Annotated in this window: 16 protein-coding genes and 2 pseudogenes; 6 read left to right on the top strand and 12 right to left on the bottom strand. The window is 61.0% G+C overall.

Going from position 1 to position 17,617, the window contains the following annotated elements; translation table 11 throughout:
- Window positions 1-29: 29 nt before the first annotated feature.
- From RPMA_RS17500 to RPMA_RS17520, 5 genes and pseudogenes are all read right to left on the bottom strand, one after another.
- Window positions 30-538: pseudogene (locus RPMA_RS17500) on the bottom strand (DnaJ domain-containing protein).
- A gap of 93 nt (window positions 539-631) precedes the next feature.
- Window positions 632-1,500 (bottom strand): annotated as a pseudogene (yghU, locus tag RPMA_RS17505) (glutathione-dependent disulfide-bond oxidoreductase).
- 56 nt (window positions 1,501-1,556) lie between these two features.
- Window positions 1,557-2,174 (bottom strand): glutathione transferase GstA, encoded by a 618-nt coding sequence (gene gstA / locus RPMA_RS17510; protein WP_211908977.1) that lies wholly within the window; start codon window positions 2,172-2,174, stop codon window positions 1,557-1,559.
- Window positions 2,175-2,206: 32 nt separating this feature from the next.
- Complete coding sequence (locus RPMA_RS17515; protein WP_211908978.1) at window positions 2,207-2,545, bottom strand: carboxymuconolactone decarboxylase family protein; 339 nt, start codon at window positions 2,543-2,545, stop codon at window positions 2,207-2,209.
- Between the two features lie 42 nt (window positions 2,546-2,587).
- Window positions 2,588-3,679, bottom strand: a complete 1,092-nt coding sequence (locus RPMA_RS17520) for an alkene reductase (protein WP_211908979.1) — start codon at window positions 3,677-3,679, stop codon at window positions 2,588-2,590.
- A 118-nt stretch (window positions 3,680-3,797) separates the two neighbouring features.
- Here RPMA_RS17520 and RPMA_RS17525 point away from each other — a divergent pair, with 118 nt between their 5' ends.
- Entirely contained in the window at window positions 3,798-4,736 is a 939-nt protein-coding gene (locus RPMA_RS17525) for a LysR family transcriptional regulator (RefSeq protein ID WP_249225258.1), read from the top strand.
- 77 nt (window positions 4,737-4,813) lie between these two features.
- Here RPMA_RS17525 and RPMA_RS17530 read toward each other — a convergent pair whose 3' ends face one another.
- Together RPMA_RS17530 and RPMA_RS17535 are read right to left on the bottom strand one after the other, a co-directional pair.
- Window positions 4,814-5,704, bottom strand: coding sequence for an alpha/beta fold hydrolase (locus RPMA_RS17530; protein WP_211908980.1), 891 nt, complete (start codon window positions 5,702-5,704; stop codon window positions 4,814-4,816).
- Window positions 5,705-6,098: 394 nt separating this feature from the next.
- The gene (locus RPMA_RS17535) at window positions 6,099-7,019 is read right to left on the bottom strand and encodes a division plane positioning ATPase MipZ (RefSeq protein ID WP_211908981.1); all 921 of its coding nucleotides are present in this window, start codon (window positions 7,017-7,019) and stop codon (window positions 6,099-6,101) included.
- 236 nt (window positions 7,020-7,255) lie between these two features.
- Here RPMA_RS17535 and panC point away from each other — a divergent pair, with 236 nt between their 5' ends.
- Window positions 7,256-8,110 (top strand): pantoate--beta-alanine ligase, encoded by an 855-nt coding sequence (gene panC, locus RPMA_RS17540; RefSeq protein WP_211908982.1) that lies wholly within the window; start codon window positions 7,256-7,258, stop codon window positions 8,108-8,110.
- A 185-nt stretch (window positions 8,111-8,295) separates the two neighbouring features.
- Here the strand turns inward: panC and RPMA_RS17545 are convergent, their stop codons facing one another.
- The 3 genes from RPMA_RS17545 to RPMA_RS17555 form a co-directional block, all read right to left on the bottom strand.
- The gene (locus RPMA_RS17545; protein ID WP_211908985.1) at window positions 8,296-11,784 is read right to left on the bottom strand and encodes an indolepyruvate ferredoxin oxidoreductase family protein; all 3,489 of its coding nucleotides are present in this window, start codon (window positions 11,782-11,784) and stop codon (window positions 8,296-8,298) included.
- A gap of 280 nt (window positions 11,785-12,064) precedes the next feature.
- The gene (locus RPMA_RS17550) at window positions 12,065-12,424 is read right to left on the bottom strand and encodes a response regulator (RefSeq protein ID WP_211908986.1); all 360 of its coding nucleotides are present in this window, start codon (window positions 12,422-12,424) and stop codon (window positions 12,065-12,067) included.
- Window positions 12,425-12,426: 2 nt separating this feature from the next.
- A complete protein-coding gene (locus RPMA_RS17555) occupies window positions 12,427-13,905 on the bottom strand; it encodes an RAD55 family ATPase (RefSeq protein ID WP_211908987.1) in 1,479 nt (492 codons plus the stop codon).
- A gap of 211 nt (window positions 13,906-14,116) precedes the next feature.
- Here RPMA_RS17555 and RPMA_RS17560 point away from each other — a divergent pair, with 211 nt between their 5' ends.
- Entirely contained in the window at window positions 14,117-14,332 is a 216-nt protein-coding gene (locus RPMA_RS17560) for a hypothetical protein (protein WP_211908989.1), read from the top strand.
- A gap of 14 nt (window positions 14,333-14,346) precedes the next feature.
- Here the strand turns inward: RPMA_RS17560 and RPMA_RS17565 are convergent, their stop codons facing one another.
- Window positions 14,347-15,054: a formyltransferase family protein gene (locus RPMA_RS17565; protein ID WP_211908990.1), complete on the bottom strand. Its 708-nt coding sequence runs from the start codon at window positions 15,052-15,054 to the stop codon at window positions 14,347-14,349.
- Between the two features lie 185 nt (window positions 15,055-15,239).
- On the opposite strand from RPMA_RS17565, the gene RPMA_RS17570 reads away from it, so the two are divergent.
- Window positions 15,240-15,710 (top strand): hypothetical protein, encoded by a 471-nt coding sequence (locus RPMA_RS17570; RefSeq protein ID WP_211908991.1) that lies wholly within the window; start codon window positions 15,240-15,242, stop codon window positions 15,708-15,710.
- A gap of 126 nt (window positions 15,711-15,836) precedes the next feature.
- Here the strand turns inward: RPMA_RS17570 and RPMA_RS17575 are convergent, their stop codons facing one another.
- Window positions 15,837-16,055, bottom strand: coding sequence for a hypothetical protein (locus tag RPMA_RS17575; protein ID WP_211908992.1), 219 nt, complete (start codon window positions 16,053-16,055; stop codon window positions 15,837-15,839).
- Here RPMA_RS17575 and RPMA_RS28045 point away from each other — a divergent pair.
- Window positions 15,985-16,242, top strand: coding sequence for a GCG_CRPN prefix-to-repeats domain-containing protein (locus tag RPMA_RS28045; protein WP_249225259.1), 258 nt, complete (start codon window positions 15,985-15,987; stop codon window positions 16,240-16,242). The two genes, RPMA_RS17575 and RPMA_RS28045, sit on opposite strands and share 71 nt — an antisense overlap.
- A gap of 198 nt (window positions 16,243-16,440) precedes the next feature.
- Window positions 16,441-17,613, top strand: a complete 1,173-nt coding sequence (locus tag RPMA_RS17580; RefSeq protein ID WP_211913716.1) for a glycerophosphodiester phosphodiesterase family protein — start codon at window positions 16,441-16,443, stop codon at window positions 17,611-17,613.
- The last annotated feature ends 4 nt before the right edge of the window (window positions 17,614-17,617 follow it).

Genomic DNA, 17,617 nt, shown 5'->3' on the forward strand with positions numbered 1-17,617 from the left:
CGCAGTCAGTAGCGTAAAGCGTTCCGGAGTTAGCTACGATGCGTGCGAAGCAGAGTGTCCTTGGCCTCGTTGACCTGGGCCGCGAGATACGTCGAGCCCCCTGGTCGGGATGCAGTTTCTTCATGAGGGCTCGATGCGCGCGACTGATCTCGTCGCGCCCCGCCCCAGGCTGCACGCCAAGGATCTGATAGGCCTCCTCCTCCGTCATTTTACTGCGCGACGCCGGCCCTCTGTCGCCCCGCCCTGCCGCATTGCCCTGCGTGTGCTGACGCCAGCCGGGAAACCGGCGGTCAAGCTCAGCTTCGGCCAACCCACCGCCGAACGGCGCCCAGCCCAGCAGGCCGGCGCCAAATAGCCCGATCGGAATGGCGACCCAGAACTCGCCCCTCAGGCCTGTGAAGGCCGCTGCCGCCAGACACAGAATGCCGCCACCGATCTTGGTGGCGCGCGCCAGCATCGCCGGGTTCGCGGTGCGAAGCAGCTGCAGCAGCGTGTAAAGAACGAAAACGGCGACGGCGCCGGCAATCAGTGTGGCCATGCGCGATCAATAGTCGGTTGTGAGCGAGGGTGGAAGCTTTGCCGCCAAATCAGCGTATTCCCCGACGTCGCAGCCGTTCCAGAGGCTGACTGTCTATCCCCCCGTTACGCTCTCGAAATCCGACGCGTGGTGCCGCTCGCGCAGAAATTCGCCGGCCGCTCCACCGGTCCGGTTGACGATACGCCCCGTATCACCGCCGGACGCGCGGCAATCGACCGGTACCAGCGGAGCAGATGCGGATATTGCTCGACCGCAAGGAACTCGTGGGTGTTGTAGACGCCATAGAGGCTGCCGGGTTGCCATGGCCATACCGCGATGTCCGCGATGGTGTACTGACCGCCGACGAGGAATTCGTGCGACGCGAGATGCGTGTCCAGGACATGCAATTGGCGTTTGACTTCCATGGCGTAACGGTCGATCGCATATTCGATCTTGAACGGCGCATAGGCATAGAAGTGCCCGAGGCCACCGCCGACAAATGGCGCCGTCCCCATCTGCCACATCAGCCAGTTGAACGTTTCGGAGCGCGCACGTCGCTCGGTCGGCAGGAATGCTCCGAAGCGCTCGGCGAGATAGACGAGGATCGAGCCGCTTTCGAAAATCGGCAGAGCGGGGCTGGTCGAATGATCGACCAGTGCCGGGATTTTCGAATTCGGATTGATGCCGACAAACCCGCTGCCGAACTGATCACCTTTGAAGATATCGATCAGCCAGGCATCATATTCGGCGTCAGCATGTCCGGCCGCCAATAACTCTTCCAGAAGGATCGTGACTTTCTGCCCGTTAGGCGTCCCCTGCGAATAGAGTTGCAGCGGATGCTTTCCGACGGGCAACTCCTGTTGGAATGTCGCGCCGGACACCGGCCGGTTCGAACTGCCGAATGCACCGCCATAGACGGTCTTCTGGGTCCAGACTTGGGGCGGCACATAACCTGGAGGCTGGTTCAGCAACGGGTCGTTCATCGATCTCTCCTCAATGCTCGGGATATCGGGAATTGGTGAGCTCACATTGCACTGAGTCAGGCCTGCGGGCTCGGAAGGCCTTCCGCCTTCAGTGAGGCGCGCACGCTCGGGCGCTGCTCCATGCGATGCATGAAGTTCTGGATAGAGCCGTAACCGCTCACGTCGAGACCGACGCGAGAGGGCCATGACAGCACGTTGTAGAGATAGGCATCCGCAACGGAAAAATTCTGGCCAAGGAGATAGTCGCGCGTCGACAGATGCTGATCCACATAGTCGAACTTGCCGATGAGATTTTTCTCGGCGAACGCCACCTTCGATGCTGCATCGAAGACTGGCGAGAACATGACGGCAAAGCTCTTGTGCAGATCGGTGGCGATGAAGTTCAACCACTCCAACGCCTCATAGCGTTCCCGGCTGCCGAACTGAGGAAGCAGATGCGCGTCCGGATGCTTGTCAGCAATCCATTGCAACACCACCGCACTTTCCGTGATGACGTCGTCATCATCCAGTTTCAAGGCGGGCACGAAGCCTTTCGGCGTCACTTTGAGATAGTCACCCTCGACCGTCGTCTTGGTCTTGAAATCGACCGCAATCAGATCGAATTTCTGCTCCGCCTCCCGCAGCGCGATTTGCGACGCAAGCCCGCAAGAACCAGGCGAAAAATACAACTTCATAGAAGCCTCCAGACGGCTTGATTGAAACGTTTTCAAGCACCGTTCGCTGCATCGAACGCTTCGAGCGCACGCGTCGAGTAAACGAGCGCAGCACCGGCATTCATGGCGACCGCGACGCCAAGCGCTTCGGCAAGTTCTTCGCGACTGGCACCCGCCTTCGACGCTTCATTGCTGTGGATCGAGATGCAGCCGTCACAGCGCGTGGTGACGGCGACCGCGAGCGAGATGAGCTGGCGCGTCTTCTCGTCGAGCTGTGCGGTTTTGCGGCCTGCACCGGATGCGATGAGGTAGCCTTTCAATGTGTCTGGGGATAGCTGCTGCAGCTTGCCGACATTGGTCAGGAGGTGATCGCGATTGGCATTCCAGTCCATGACGGACTCCTTTGTTGCAATGGTGATGATGAGATCCGCGCGTCAGGCGACGGCTTTCGCGTTGGCTAGCGTCGGATAATCGGAATATCCTTCGACGCCTTGGCTGTAGAACGTGTCCTGATCCGCCTCGTTCAACGGCGCGCCTTCGCGCAAGCGCCGGACGAGATCGGGATTGGCCAGAAAAGCGCGGCCGAAGCTAACGCCATCGGCGAGACCGCTTTCAAGATTGGTCCGCGCGCGCGTCAGATCGTAATCGGCGTTGAGAATTAGCGGCCCGTTGAAATGCGGACGCATCATCGGCGACTGATGCGGCACGTCAGACGAAGCGAATGCGCCGTCGGGATTGGCTTCCTTCAGTTCGAGGAAGGCGATGCCGATGACATTCAGCACTTTCGCCGCAGCGACAAACAATGGCGTCGGATCGCTGTCGTCTACGCCCCAGGTCTCGCCATTCGGTGACAGACGGACGGAGGTTCGATCCGATCCGATTTCGCCGGCAACGGCACGCGTCACCTCGTTCAGCAGGCGCACGCGGTTGTCGATGCTTCCACCGTATTCGTCGGTGCGCAGATTGCTGCTGTTCCGCAGAAACTGATCGATCAGCATGCCATTCGCAGCATGGATCTGCACTCCGTCGAAGCCGGCAGTCATCGCATTCCGCGCCGCGCGTGCGAAATCGGCGACGATGCCGGCGATCTCGAGGACATCTAACGCCCGCGCGCGATGGGCAGGCTTGGGCCCCTCATAGGTCCACGCATCGACGGTGGAGATCGTCGCGCTGGCAGAGACAGGCCGCTCGCCGATCACGGTCGGGTGCCCTGCCCGGCCCGTGTGTCCCAACTGGGCGACGATCAAGCCGCCATTATCGTGCACGGCGTGCGTGATCGGCTTCCAGGCGCGCACCTGCTCCTCGGACCACAGCCCGGGCGTATAGGTGAAACCGTTACCCTGGCGCGAAACACCGATCGCCTCGCTGATGATGAGGCCGGCCGAGGCGCGCTGGGCGTAGTACCCGGCCATCATCTCGGTTGGGATGAAATCCCGAGTCGCACGGCTGCGGGTCAGCGGCGCCATGATGATGCGATTGGATGCGGTCAGCGCACCAAGCGCGATGGGGTCAAAAAGCGTGGGCATGTCACCATCCTTTTTCGTCTTGCTCCCCGCCATGCGCGGGTCTGCTTGCTTGACTAACGATGGCGCGACGGATGATAAATGGGCCGCATTTCCGAACATTACGGAATAAACGGACGCAATGACTGTCAGGATTGAAAGCGTTAGTGCGATGAGCGCCTTTGTGCAGGCCGCGGAACTACGCAGCTTCAAACTGGCCGGACAGCAATTCGGCCTGTCCTCCTCGGCCATCGGCAAGACCATCGCCAAACTTGAGGATCAACTCGGCGTCCGCCTCTTTCATCGCTCGACCCGCGCCATCGGGCTGACCCGCGAGGGCGAAGTGTTTCTGGACCGCTGCCGTCGCATCCTCAGCGAGTTGGAGGCCGCCGAAGCGGAATTGGCGCAGACAACATCATCTCCGCAGGGGCGGCTTCGCGTGAGCGTGCCATTTGCGGGTGACCTGCTCACGCCGCTGTTCGGCGAATTCCTCGCGCGCTATCCGGAGGTCGAACTCGACATCGATTACAATGATCGTCTGGTAGACGTGATCGAGGACGGGTTTGACGCCGTGATCCGTTCTGGCGAGGTCAGTGATAGCAGACTGATTCACGTGAAGCTGGGCGACTTCGTTTCGCGTCTGGTTGCTGCGCCCAGCTACGTCGCGCGGATGGGCGAGCCTCGTGAACCTGCCGACTTGTTGAATCATCGCCTGCTGCATCACCGGTTTTACGAAACCGGAAAGCTCGCCGACTGGGGACCGGCCATGCCGGAGAACGCGGCTTTGCCCGTGGCGCTTGCCACCACGTCTCTGGAGCCGCTGATACATCTTGCGGAAGCAGGAAGCGGGATTGCCTTGATCCCAGATTTTGCCGTGGCGGATCGCATCAGGGACGGCAGGCTTTGCGAGATACTCCCCGATATTCTGAAAACGCGCCGCGCACTCCGTCTGCTGTGGCCACGTAGCCAATATCCCTTGCCGAAGGTGTCCGCCTTCGTGAAGTTCATGACCGAGTGCCTCAAGACCTCACTGCAAAAAGGCAGCGATCCACGGTCATCCCGCCAAGTCGATTCCGGGTGAGGTCACGTCAGGCGGAGGCCACTCCGCCTGCTTCGCCCATCAATGCATTGAATGTCGGTCTGCCGAGCGACGTCAGATCAATTCACGCTCGGCGTATACTGCGCGAGCTTGGCTGGATCCGTCACCATGCTCTGCTGTGCCGGCGGCTTGGGGGCCGGTTTCTGCAGGATCTGCGGCTGGCCGCTGACGGGGGACAGCTTGTTGTCGTCGTCCAGGAACTTGGACAACATGCCCTGGATCTTCTCTTTAAGCGCAGCCGGACCACGATCGCTCATGTCGTTATGCTGCGCGCCAGTATCGACAACGGTGATGCCGGCCTTCTCGCAGACGTCATCATCCGGCACCACACCAGGGTCCGGCTTGAACATGTTGTCCTTCGAACGGAAGGACAGGATCTTGAACTTGCCATCGGTCATGAACGGGACCCGCAGATTGTCCAGCGTGACGACCTTCTTGACCTCGTTCGGATACTCCTTGGCGAAGAACACCGAGATGTCGCCGCCATTGGAATGGCCGACCAGCGTGAGATGATCGAAGTCCGAATTCGGCTGGATCTTCTTCAGCTGGGTGACCGCGAATTTAATGTTCTCGACACCGCGCTCATAGACCGGCAAGCGGCCGACATAGGGCTCGCCGACTTTGGTGACGAGCGGCGCGTCGCTGGCTAGATCGTGCTGGATGCTCACAGCCATGTAGCCGCGTGCGGCGAACACATTCGCAAGGAACGAGTATTCGGTGAATTTGACGGTGTTGCCGTGATTGAGGATCGCCACCGGCAGAGTGATCATGCCGGCATTGGCCTGCATTTCCTTGTCACGACGAACGGCGATATCGACCTGCACCGGACGGTTACGTTCCTTGTCGAAGAACGTCAGCGTCTCATGACGGATCGCCCACTTGCTCGCGGTGAAATACGCGACAGCGGTCAGTACGCAAACCGAAAGCAGGATAAGCAATCCGCGTTTCATGTTCGGTCCCTCGGCATGATCCCTCAAAGGGCGCTCGCCGGTCCAGGCTACGATGATTGTAATCGATCGATGACAATGATCGTGGCTTGAACAGCATATATGTCACAGCTCAGTGACAGGAAGACTAAATATTGTGAATTCAGAGCCGTAACATTGTGCGCCGCAGTCCTTTCTTGTGCACCCGCGAACGAAAACGATGACGAATTCTGCGAATTCGAGTGCCTTCCGGCAAGGGAACGACGTCCCAAATCCCGGTCTGTTACAAGGATAAATCAACTGCGCAGCGGCTCTCGCGTTCCGCGATTCCGTTTCATCCTACCAACGAAACTGGAACATCGAGGCAAGAACTTCGATAAAACTCGATATAATTCAAAACGTTATGGCAACGACCGGATCAGCTGCCGACGATGTCGTGCAGATCGAGCGGCTTGTCGGCCTGCAATGCCCATTCGGCCCGGTTGGCCGCCCGGCGGCGGCCGCGCTCGTCCAGAGGTAATTTGAGCTTGCGGAGCAGCTCAACGACCTCTTCCCGCGCGGTGACATGACCCATGCTGGGGCGACGGCCGAGGGTAGCTTCGTTGAGATCGTCCAGCGCCGTCAAGCCGCGTGGAAAAAACTCCCGATACATCACCCGCTCGGCGAGACCATCGACAGGTCGGAAGCCGAGTCGGAATGCGAGTTGGTCGAGCACGCCGGCGACCAGCATCTTGTTGCGGGAGCCGACCATGGACAGACGATTGCGGACGACGATCCAGTCTGTCGTCACGCCATCATGCTGTCGTCGCTTGCGTCGCGCCTCACGCGCCATTTGCGCGTAGTGACTCTCACCGATGACGGTGTAGTTCGCCGCATCGACCGAGCCGAGCACGTCGAAGTCCAGAAAACTGTCATTGATGGGTGTGACCAGCGTATCCGCCATCGAATGCGCGAGCCGCATCAGGAAAGTGTCGCTGCCAGGCGTATCGATGACGATGAAGTCATGCGTGCGCTCGACTGCGGCCATCGCTTGCGCAAATTGCTCAAGCTCGAAGGCTTCATTCTCGGCGACCTGCATGCTGTCGCCCAATTGCAGGCAATGATGATCAGGCACTTCGAGGCTCAGCCCAGCCTGCCCGGCCCACGCGCGACGATTATTGATGTAGCGGGTAAAACTTTGCTGGCGGCAATCGAGATCGATCGTGGCGACGCGCTGCCCGGCCTTGAGCAAAGCCACGGCGATATGGAGCGCGGTCGTGGACTTGCCCGACCCGCCCTTCTCGTTGCCCAGAACGATCACATGCGCCGTGCCGGACTGCTGCGCGCTTTGCATCAACATCGATTGCGATCCCTGGATCGCTCGCGATCCTTCGGATCATCTTCAAAGCACGGTCCTTCACGGGTCAAGCAAAATGGCCCGCAACGGACCGCCGATCGCGCCCCCCGCGTCCTTAATGATGAATCGCCCCGCCCGTTGCGGCATCGGGACACCACAGCGAAGGCTTGGCGCGGCCCCGCCGCCTTTGCTAAGCAAGCGCGCCTGCTTCGCCATGACGCCAAAGATAACGAGCCAACATGCCCCGTCGCGCCCCACAAATTGCCCGCACCTTGCCAGCCCTTCGCCGTGCCGTGGATGGCTTGCGCGCGCGCAAGGCGACGGTGGGGCTTGTTCCGACCATGGGCGCGCTGCATGACGGCCACATCGCGCTGGTGCGCCTCGCTTTGCGCCGCTGCGACAAGGTGGTGGTGTCGATCTTCGTGAACCCGACCCAGTTCGCCCCGACTGAGGACTTTGGCGCCTATCCGCGCACCTGGAAGAGCGATCTTGCGAAACTCACCGAGGCCGGCGCCGACCTCGTCTGGAACCCCGATGCCAAGGTCATGTATCCCGAAGGTTTTGCGACGAAGATTGTCACCGAAGGCCCAGCCACTGCCGATCTCGAAGATCGCTTCCGCCCGCATTTCTTCGGCGGTGTCGCCACCGTGGTCGGAAAACTGTTCACCCAGGTGCGCCCGGACATGGCCTTCTTCGGCGAGAAGGATTTCCAGCAGCTGAAAGTGGTGACGCGGATGGCGCGGGATCTCGATCTCGGCGTCAAGGTCATCGGCGCCACCACCGTGCGCGAACGCGACGGCCTCGCGATGTCGTCGCGCAATGTCTATCTGTCGCCGGAAGACCGCGCGACCGCGCCGGTGCTCTACAAGGCGATGAAGGAAACCGCGAAACGGCTGAAGGCCGGCGAAGATATGGAAACGGTGCTTGCTGGCGGCGCTGCGATGATCACGGCCGCAGGTTTCGTGCTCGATTATTTCGAAGCGCGGCACAGCGAGACGCTGGCGAAGGTGTCGTCGATGAAGGATGGACCGGTGAGGCTGATCCTGGCGGCGAAGTTGGGGAAGACAAGGTTGATCGATAATATTGGGGTGTAGTGCTCCGGCGCTGATGGCCTTCCCTCCCCCAAGCGAAGCGCAGTGGGGAGGGTCCGCCGATAGGCGGGGGTGGGGCTCTCCCCACGTAACGTCGGAGTTTGAGGAAGCACCCCACCCGTCACTCGCTACGCTCGTGCCACCCTCCCCACGGCGCGGCTACGCCGCTTGGGGGAGGGAACAGAGCGTCACTCCGCCGCTATCTGCCTCGGCACCGGCGGCGGGTTCACCAGATCCTGCGCAAGCTGCACATAACGCGCCTTCGCCGCTTCCACCGCCGCTTCCTTCACCGGGCCATAGCCGCGGATCGTATCCGGCAGCGACAGCAGCTCAACCGCGATGTCCACATTTGCCGGCGACAGCAGACTGACCACCGTCGCAATGTCCTTCTCGTAGCCCGCAATCAGATCGCGCTCGATCTTGCGGTCAGCGCTGTAGCCGAACACATCGAGCGGCGTGCCACGCAGCCCGCGTGCGCCGGCCAACAGCTTGAACAGCGGCATCATCCACGCACCAAAAGCACGCTTCTTCGGCCGGCCGGACGCATCCGTGCCCGGCAGCATTGGCGGCGCCAGATTGAAGTGGATCTTGAAGTCACCTTCGAACTGCTCGCGCAGCTGCTTCTCGAAGCGGCCATCGGTGTAGAGCCGCGCGACTTCGTATTCGTCCTTATAGGCAAGCAGCTTGGCGTAATTGATCGCCACCGCCCGTGGCAGCGCATCATCGTAACCACCGCGCATCGCGGCTTCACGTACCTGCCCCACCGTGGCGCGATAGGCGTCTGCCAGTTTCGCATTCTGGTAATCGGTCAACATGGCGCTGCGATGGGCGACAATTTCATCCAGCGTCATCTCGTCCTGCGTCTTCGGTGCGGCGACGCCGTCGCTGCCCTTCAGCATCGAGGCTAGACGCTCCGGATCGGCCGCGGCGAGACGTCCGAGCTGGAAGGCCAGCATGTTCATCTTGATCGAGACGCCATTGAGTTCGATCGCCTGCTCGATGGAGGCGCGTTGCACCGGCAGCAGGCCCTGCTGATAGGCATACCCCATCATCATCATATTGGTGGCGATGCTGTCGCCGAGCAGGCCTTCGGCCGCCTTGGTGAAATCGAGGAAGGTCGATGTCTTGCGCAGCGCCATCGACAGTACGTCATTAACGCGACCGCGCTGGAAGTTGAAATCGCGATTGCGGACGAAGTCGGCGATCGGAATGAGATGCGTGTTGACGATGCCGGTGGTGCGCTCACCCTCGCAGAGCGAGATCGTTTCCTTGGCGATCGCCACCACTTCATCGGCTGCGATGAGCAGATCGGCGCCGCCGGTGACGATGCGCGAACAGGTCACCTCGGCCGTATCATTGGCAAGCCGCACATGGCTCAGCACCGCGCCGCCCTTCTGTGCAAGGCCGGACATGTCGAGGATCATCGAGGCCTTGCCTTCGATATGCGCGGCCATGCCGAGCAGCGCGCCGATGGTCAGCACGCCGGTGCCACCAACGCCGCCCACCGCGATATTGTAGGGACGATCCAGCGTCGGCCGCGACGCCGGCTCCGGCAGCTCACCGATATTGCCGATCTCCACCGGCGCCTTGCGCTTCAGCTTGCCGCCATCGACGGTGACGAAGGACGGGCAAAAGCCCTTCAGGCAGGAATAGTCCTTGTTGCAGCTCGACTGGTTGATGGTGCGCTTGCGGCCGAGTTCGGTCTCCAGCGGCTCCACCGAGATACAGTTCGACTGCACCGAACAATCGCCGCAGCCTTCGCAGACGGCGGGATTGATGATCACACGGCGCTGCGGATCTTCCAGGATGCCCTTCTTGCGGCGACGGCGCTTTTCGGCTGCGCAGGTCTGCACGAAAACGATAGCCGAGCAGCCCGCGATCTCGCGGCATTCCTTCATCACGCGATCGAGTTCATCGCGATGCGCGAGCTTGGTGCCCGGCGCGATGCTGCTCGCCGGATAGGAATCCGGATTTTCGGAGACGAGATAGATCGCGCGGATGCCTTCGGAGTGAAGCTGGAAGGTGATCTGCTGCGGCGAGAGTTCGCCGTCATGTTTCTGGCCGCCGGTCATGGCGACGGCGTCGTTATAGAGGATCTTGTAGGTGATGTTCGCCTTGGAGGCGACCGACTGCCGGATCGCCAGCGAACCGGAATGGAAATAAGTGCCGTCGCCGAGATTGGCGAAGATGTGCTTCTCCTTGGTGAAGGGCGCAATGCCCGTCCATGGCACGCCCTCGCCGCCCATATGGGTGAAGGTCTCGGTGGAGCGATCCATCCACAGCGACATGAAGTGGCAGCCGATCCCGGCGAGCGCGCGTGAGCCTTCCGGCACCTTGGTCGAGGTGTTATGCGGGCAGCCCGAGCAGAAATACGGCGTGCGCGTAATCGGTACGACATTCTGTACCTGCGACGCTTCGCGGCCGTGAAACCAGTCGGCCTTGGCGCGCAGCAATGCGGCGATCTCCGGATCGATCTCCATCGCCAAGAGACGATCGACCATCGAGGTCGCGAGCTTGGCGACGCTCAGCTCTTCCGCGAAAGGCAGGAAGCGCTGGTCATGCGAATCCATCTTGCCGACGATACGCGGGCGCACATCGTCGCGCCAGTTGAACAGCTCCTGCTTGACCTGGTTTTCGACGATCTCGCGGCGTTCCTCGACAATGAGAATCTCTTCGAGACCCACCGCGAATTTGCGCACGCCTTCCGGCTCCAGCGGCCACGGCATGCCGATCTTGTACAGCCGCAAACCAATCTTCGCTGCAACCTGTTCGGTGATACCCAGTTCGCGCAGCGCCTGGCGGACGTCCTCATAGCTCTTGCCTGAGGCCATGATGCCGAAGCGCGCATTCGGACTGTCGATGGTGACGCGGTTGATGTTGTTGGCGCGCGCGAACGCGATCGCAGCAAAACCCTTGTAGTCCTGCAAACGGCGATCCTGCGCATAGCGATCATCGGGCCAGCGCAGATTGAGGCCACCGGGCGGCATCTCGAAATCAGTCGGGATCTTGAACGGCGTCATCTCGTCATTGAGATTGATCTCGGCCGTCGTTTCCACCGTCTCGGTGATCACCTTCATGCCGACCCAGCAGCCAGAATAGCGCGACATGGCAATGCCGAGCAGGCCCATGTCGATGATCTCGTGAATCGATGACGGATAGAGATATGGCATCAATGCGGAGACGAAGGCGTGGTCGGATTGATGCGGCACCGTCGATGATTTTGCGCCGTGATCATCGCCCGCAAGACATAGCACACCACCATGTTTGGCGGAGCCAGCCGCATTGCCGTGACGAAACACGTCGCCGCAACGATCGACGCCGGGACCCTTGCCGTACCAGATGCCGGTGATGCCATCGTAATTGGCGCCGGGCGAGAGATTGAGCTGCTGCGTGCCCCAGATCGCGGTGGCCGCGAGATCCTCATTCACACCGGGCTGAAACTTGATGCCGTATTGATCGAGATGTTTTCGCGCAGCCATCAGCTGCTGGTCGTAACCACCGAGTGGCGAGCCGCGATATCCGGTGACGAAGGCCGAGGTGTTGAGCCCGGCCGCACGGTCCCTACGGACCTGCGCCATCGGCAGCCGCACCAGCGCCTGGATGCCGGTGAGAAAGATATGACCGGAACCCTGGGTGTATTTCTGATCGAGACTGATCGGGCCTTGATTGATTCCCATTCCACCCTCATTGGCCGCCCGCATCGTTCCGGCGGGCGTGCTCGCGCAGCATTATGTGGGGTCGTTCGACTCCCTTAAAAATAGTCTATGTTGAATTGGAAACGGGGCGCACCACAAATGTGCACGGCGCGCGACAGCCATTCAAAAACGCAACTTCGTGATGCGAAGGGGCTATTTGCCCGCCACGTTATGTCGTGCGGGGCGGCTGCGGCGAAAGGACGTAACAGTGACAACAGCGCCTGTGCGCTGCAGCACAATGTTTACGGTGGTATTCGAGCGCTTAGTCCGGGAAAATTTCGCCGATGGCCTTCATCAGATCGGCTTCACGAAATGGCTTGCGAAGATAGGCCCTGAACCGCCCTGCGCGATCACGCACCACGTTCTCAAGCAGCGACGTCATCACAATGACCGGGATGTCGCGCATGCGTTTGTCGTCGCGCATGGCCGCGATCAGCCCTGCCCCGTCCACGAACGGCATCATGAAATCGGTCAGCACGAGATCGGGCGTCTCGCGATGCAGGATATCGAGTGCCTCCCGGCCATTGCCGGCGACCAGGACATTGAAGGCGCTCTCGCTCAACAGGACTTCGAGCCAGTCGGCGATCGCCCATTCGTCCTCGACAATCAGGACCGTGCGCACCGCTAATCTCCAGTCAATTTGAGATCCGCCGCTGGCGTCGGCTGCGGCCCCTGGCTGGAGATATCGCGAAGGATGCGTTCGGCCCTCTCATAATTGTCGTCGAGCACGATGCCGCCCTCATGAATTTCAAAACGGCGCATCCGCATGTCGGTCCGGCGGTCGCGCGATTTGAGGATCGTCAGCAGCCGATGGTTTTCCGAGCGCAGCGCCGCCAGATGCAGTGCAATGATGTTCTCGGCTACGGCAGACAGACCTGTCTGGTTGACGCCCTTGAGCGGCTGCCCAGGCGTCATCCCAGCGTGATCGGTTTCCGCCGTCGCCAAGGTCGTAACACCGAGCGCGCGCAACTCGTTGCACAGTGCCGACAAAAAAGAGCCCATGCGGTGCTTTTCGTCGGTCAGCTTCGAGAAGCCCTCGATGCCGTCGATGACGAGACGACGGATACCATTCTGGCGGATCGTCCCGAGCAGTTCGGTCGCGACCTCGTCGAGCACCGCCTCGGTCTGCGGCCGCCATATCAGGCTGATCTGGTCGGGCAATGCGAGCTTGAGGCTCTTGGCCTTCACGCGCAGCGCCATCGGATTTTCGTGGAAGCCGAAAAACAGCGCCGGCTCGCCGGCCGGACCGCCCGTCAGGAACTGCAGGCCCGCCGTCGTCTTGCCCGATCCCGACGGGCCGAGCACCACGGTCACCGAATGCGTATCGATACCGCCACCAAACATCTTGTCGATGCCGGGAATGCCCACTGGGACCATGGGCCCATCGGCGCTGTCCCATATGCTCGGGGTTTCCAGCAGCGCTTCGATGCGGGGATAAATCGCATGACCGTGGTCCGTGATGCGATAGGCATGCTTGCCGCCCATGAACCAGCCGCCGCGCAGCTTGTGGATCTGGATCGAGCGTTCCGAGCGGCGGCCGTGCAAGGAGGCCTGCAACTCGATCAGCCCATCCACCATCGTATGCTCAGGCGGATGCGCATCGGCATCGAAGGCGCTGGTCAGCAGGAACATGGTGCAGTTGCTGAAGCCCGCTTGAGTCTGCAGCTCGTGGATGAATTTCTTCAGCTCGAGCTCGGAGCGCGCTTTTTCATGGACCGTGATGAGGCCGTCCAGCACGAGGATGCTGGCATTCCGGGTCCGCACTTCACGCCGGACCACGTCGAGCAGCCCGCGCAAACCGTCGTCTTCCAGCGTCTTGAAGGCGCCGACATAGGACATGCGATCGGGAACTGCGTTCTCGTCGAAAAAGGTCATCCGCCGCATATGCCCGATCATCCGGGCATGGCTCTCCGCCAGCAGCGTGATGTAAAGCGCATTGCGGCCCTGGGCAGCCTGCGCGAAGCAGATCTGATTGCCGAGAATGGTCTTTCCGGCGCCGGGGGCGCCCTGAATGATATAGATGCCGCCGTCGAAAACACCCCCGCCCAGGATCGCATCCAGCCCAGGTATGCCGGTCGCAACCCGGCCACTATCACCACTCATCCCATTACTGCCCCTGACGTGTCACCTACGACGGTGAGATGCGAAAACGCGCCAGAAGACAATGAGTTCCACGGTTTTTACAGAAATATTTCGATACACCGCGACTACGGCAGGGCAGCCTCTCGCAAACGACGGTGCAAGACAGGAACATCAGTCTTTACCGTCGGTTATTGGACGGTCATCCCGATCGCATCAGGCAAGGAGCAAGGTAATGTCCCCGCTTCCCGCATCCCGGGTATCGCTGTCTGGAAAATATCATCCGCGTTGCGGCACGGAGCATCAGCACAAGCCAGCCAAGGCGCTGATCGGCGTGGCGCTTCTGATCGTCCTGAGCTTCCTGCTGTATGAGATCAACGGCAAGGCACACGGACAGACAGCGGTCTCGGCACCAGGCACGCACCATGCCATCGCCGCTGAGAGCAGGTAACCCACCTAGAGACTTCAGCTGCCGACGACGGCTGTCCCGACGTTCTGCCCCTCGTCTTCCGGCATCACGATGCGAAACTGGAAACCGTGAAGGTCGATCGACGGGACGATCCCGAAATGATCGGTCCCGAACACATGCAGGCGATGCTGGAGTTCATCCTGCGAAATCGTCAGCGGGATTTTGCAGATTTTTTCATAGGCAGCGCGTGAATTGCGATTGTTGCCCCATCGCACCGCGCGCTCGATCAGCGGATCGCTTTGCGTCGCCAACGTCCGCGCCATGCGCCAGAACATCTGGACCAGCTTCGTATAGGTCATCTCTTCAAGAGCATTGACGTTCATGCCGGGCGGAATCGAGAACACCTCGACTTCGACGATCGGACCGGCATCGACGCGCTCGACCATGCGGTGCATCGTGCAACCGAAATCGCTCGCGCGTTCGTAAAGCGCGAAATGCGATGGCGCCCAGCCGGGATAGGCCGGCGGCCCCGGATGAAAATTGTAGGCGCCGTAGCCGAGCTGGTCGAGCAGCGCACCGGGCACGATCACATTGGTCGTGAACGAGATGAGACGCGCGCGCCGCAGCCATTCCGGCTCGATGGCAGCAAGATCCGCCGCCGTGAACACCGGCAGCACCGTAAGCCCCGGATTGTGACCGCGCAGAAGCGTCGTGAAGACCGAATGCTCAGCGGGGCCAGTCAGAAGAATGATGGTGTCGAACATACGGGCGCCACTGCTGCGAATCGAAGTGCTGCAAGAGTCGCAGTCAGGTCTTAACAAGTGGTGATCGCCCATCCCGCCTCGCCGCGCCGCAGCACAATGGCGACACGTTATCGTCATCTCCGCAGGAACATGCACGATGCCATGTTGTTGTCTTTCGACACACGGGAGCAACAGGAGGACGCGACATGGCGAATACGCCTCAACAAAACGACCCGCATCGCCTGAACGACATCAATGACAGCTCCGGCGAACAAACGCGATTTGACCGAGAGCTGCAGGCCGATCCCGAGTTGCGGGAAGGCCCCGCATCCGGTGGGCGGATATTCATTTACGGCGTCGCCGCCGCGGTATTGCTTGGCGTTGTGTTCTACGGCCTTAACAGTGGATCGATGAACCCGAACGACGCGGCCAAGACGGCATCGCAATCGACACCGGCCACGCAGGACAGCGCACCGAAGGCGCCAGCGCCGACAAACAACATTGCGGACTCGAACAGCAGCACCAAGCCGCCGGTGGCACCGGGCGTTCGTGACGTCACACCGACGAAGGACAATCCTGGTGTGACCACGGGCTCTGCACCAGCGCGCCCGCAGGCGCCGCAATCCGCGCCCACCGGGACGGAGGTCGATAGCTCAAAGGGCGGCGCAGCGAATTGATCGCTGCGCACGGGCAGACGAAACAGCGGACATCATACGTGCCCGCTGTTTCGTCATGCGTGCGACCAAGCGACGTATAATCTGATATTATCAACATCGGCGAAACCCGCGAGTCTGACCGAATATTCATGCAGCGTTCAGCCAGAATCCGTCCAATTCGACGCGACGCGCGTCGATGTCCTGCAACGTTTTCGCCGCGTGCGCGTAACGTTCTCGAAGGCGCATCATTTTCGTCGTAGTGTCGCATTGCGGCACGCCCCAAGGGAGATCAGCCATGAAAAGAATCTTTGCCGCAGCACTGTTCGCCGCGACCGTCGGCGGCTTTAGCAGTGCGAATGCAGCCATGCCAATGGCGCCACTCAGCGCAGCCGATACGGCTGGGGTCATTCAGGTCGCACAGGGCTGCGGCCCAGGTTATGCACGCGGTCCACGCGGCTTCTGCCGTCCAATGTATCGTGCTGCCCCCGTCATTCGCTCGTGCCCGCGCGGCTGGTTCCGCAATCCCTATGGCCGCTGCATCCGCCGTTGGTGATCGCGGCCCATCGATATAAAAAGACCCCGCCTCGCCGGCGGGGTTTTTTGTTGGCTCGTGCTGCGCTTGCAATGATCGTCACAGAGACGTGCCAGAGTGGCTGTCCATCGCAGGGAGATCATCGTGTCGCGCATCTATCTTCGCTTCATCGTGGCAGGACTGTCGATTCTTCTCCATCTTTCGCCGGCGCTGGCGCAGATGCTGCCGCTACCGAGCGAACAGCAACTTGGACCACGACCGTTCTATCTCGTCGATACGATGAAGGACGGAGCACTGAAGACGCAACTCAGCGCCTGCACCGGGCCGTTTCGCAAGAGCAATTTTTCCATCGCCCATCGCGGGGCACCGCTGCAGCTTCCCGAGCACAGCCGGGAATCCTATCTCGCCGCGGCGCGCATGGGCGCCGGCGTGATCGAATGCGACGTGACCTTCACGAGGGATCGCCAACTCGTCTGCCGTCACTCGCAATGCGATCTGCACACCACCACCAACATTCTTTCGAAGCCGGACCTCGCAACGAAATGCACGCAGCCTTTCAGCCCTGCCGATCCGGCCACGGGCAAGAAAGCGTCCGCAAAATGCTGCACCAGCGACATCACACTGGCCGAGTTCAAGACGCTGACTGCCAAAATGGATGCCGCCGACACATCCGCCACCAATGTGGCCGACTATCAGAACGGCACGCCGCGCTGGCGCACCGATCTCTATGCCAGCCCGGGCACGTTGATGACCCACGCCGAGAGCATCGCGTTGATCAAGAGTCTCGGCGCAAAATTCACGCCGGAGCTAAAGGCGCCGGAAGTACCGATGCCGTTCGACGGCGACTACAGCCAGGAAAAGTACGCCACGCAGATGCTCGATGAATATCGCGCCGCCGGCATTCCGGCGGCCGACGTGTTTCCGCAGAGCTTCGACCTCAACGACATCAAGTTCTGGCTTCGCACAGCACCGGATTTTGGTGCACAGGCGGTCTATTTGGACGGCCGCTATGCAGCCCCCAGCTTCGATCACCTGCGCTCGGAAACATGGACGCCATCGATGCCCGAGCTGAAAGCCGCCGGACTACGGATCCTCGCGCCGCCGATCTATATGCTGCTGACGCTCGACAGCAGCGGCCGCATCGTGCCCTCTCACTATGCGCGCGCCGCACGCGAAGCCGGCCTCGATCTAATCACATGGTCGCTGGAGCGGGACGGGCCGCTGACCAAGGGCGGCGGCTTCTTCCATCGCTCGATCAAACCGGCCATCGACCGCGAAGGCGACACGATGACCGTGCTCGATGTGCTGGCGAAAGACGTGGGCGTGCGCGGCGTGTTTTCCGATTGGCCGGCGACGACGACATTCTATGCGAGCTGCACGGGATTGCGCTGACCGC

Source organism: Tardiphaga alba (genome assembly GCF_018279705.1).
GTDB lineage: Bacteria > Pseudomonadota > Alphaproteobacteria > Rhizobiales > Xanthobacteraceae > Tardiphaga > Tardiphaga alba.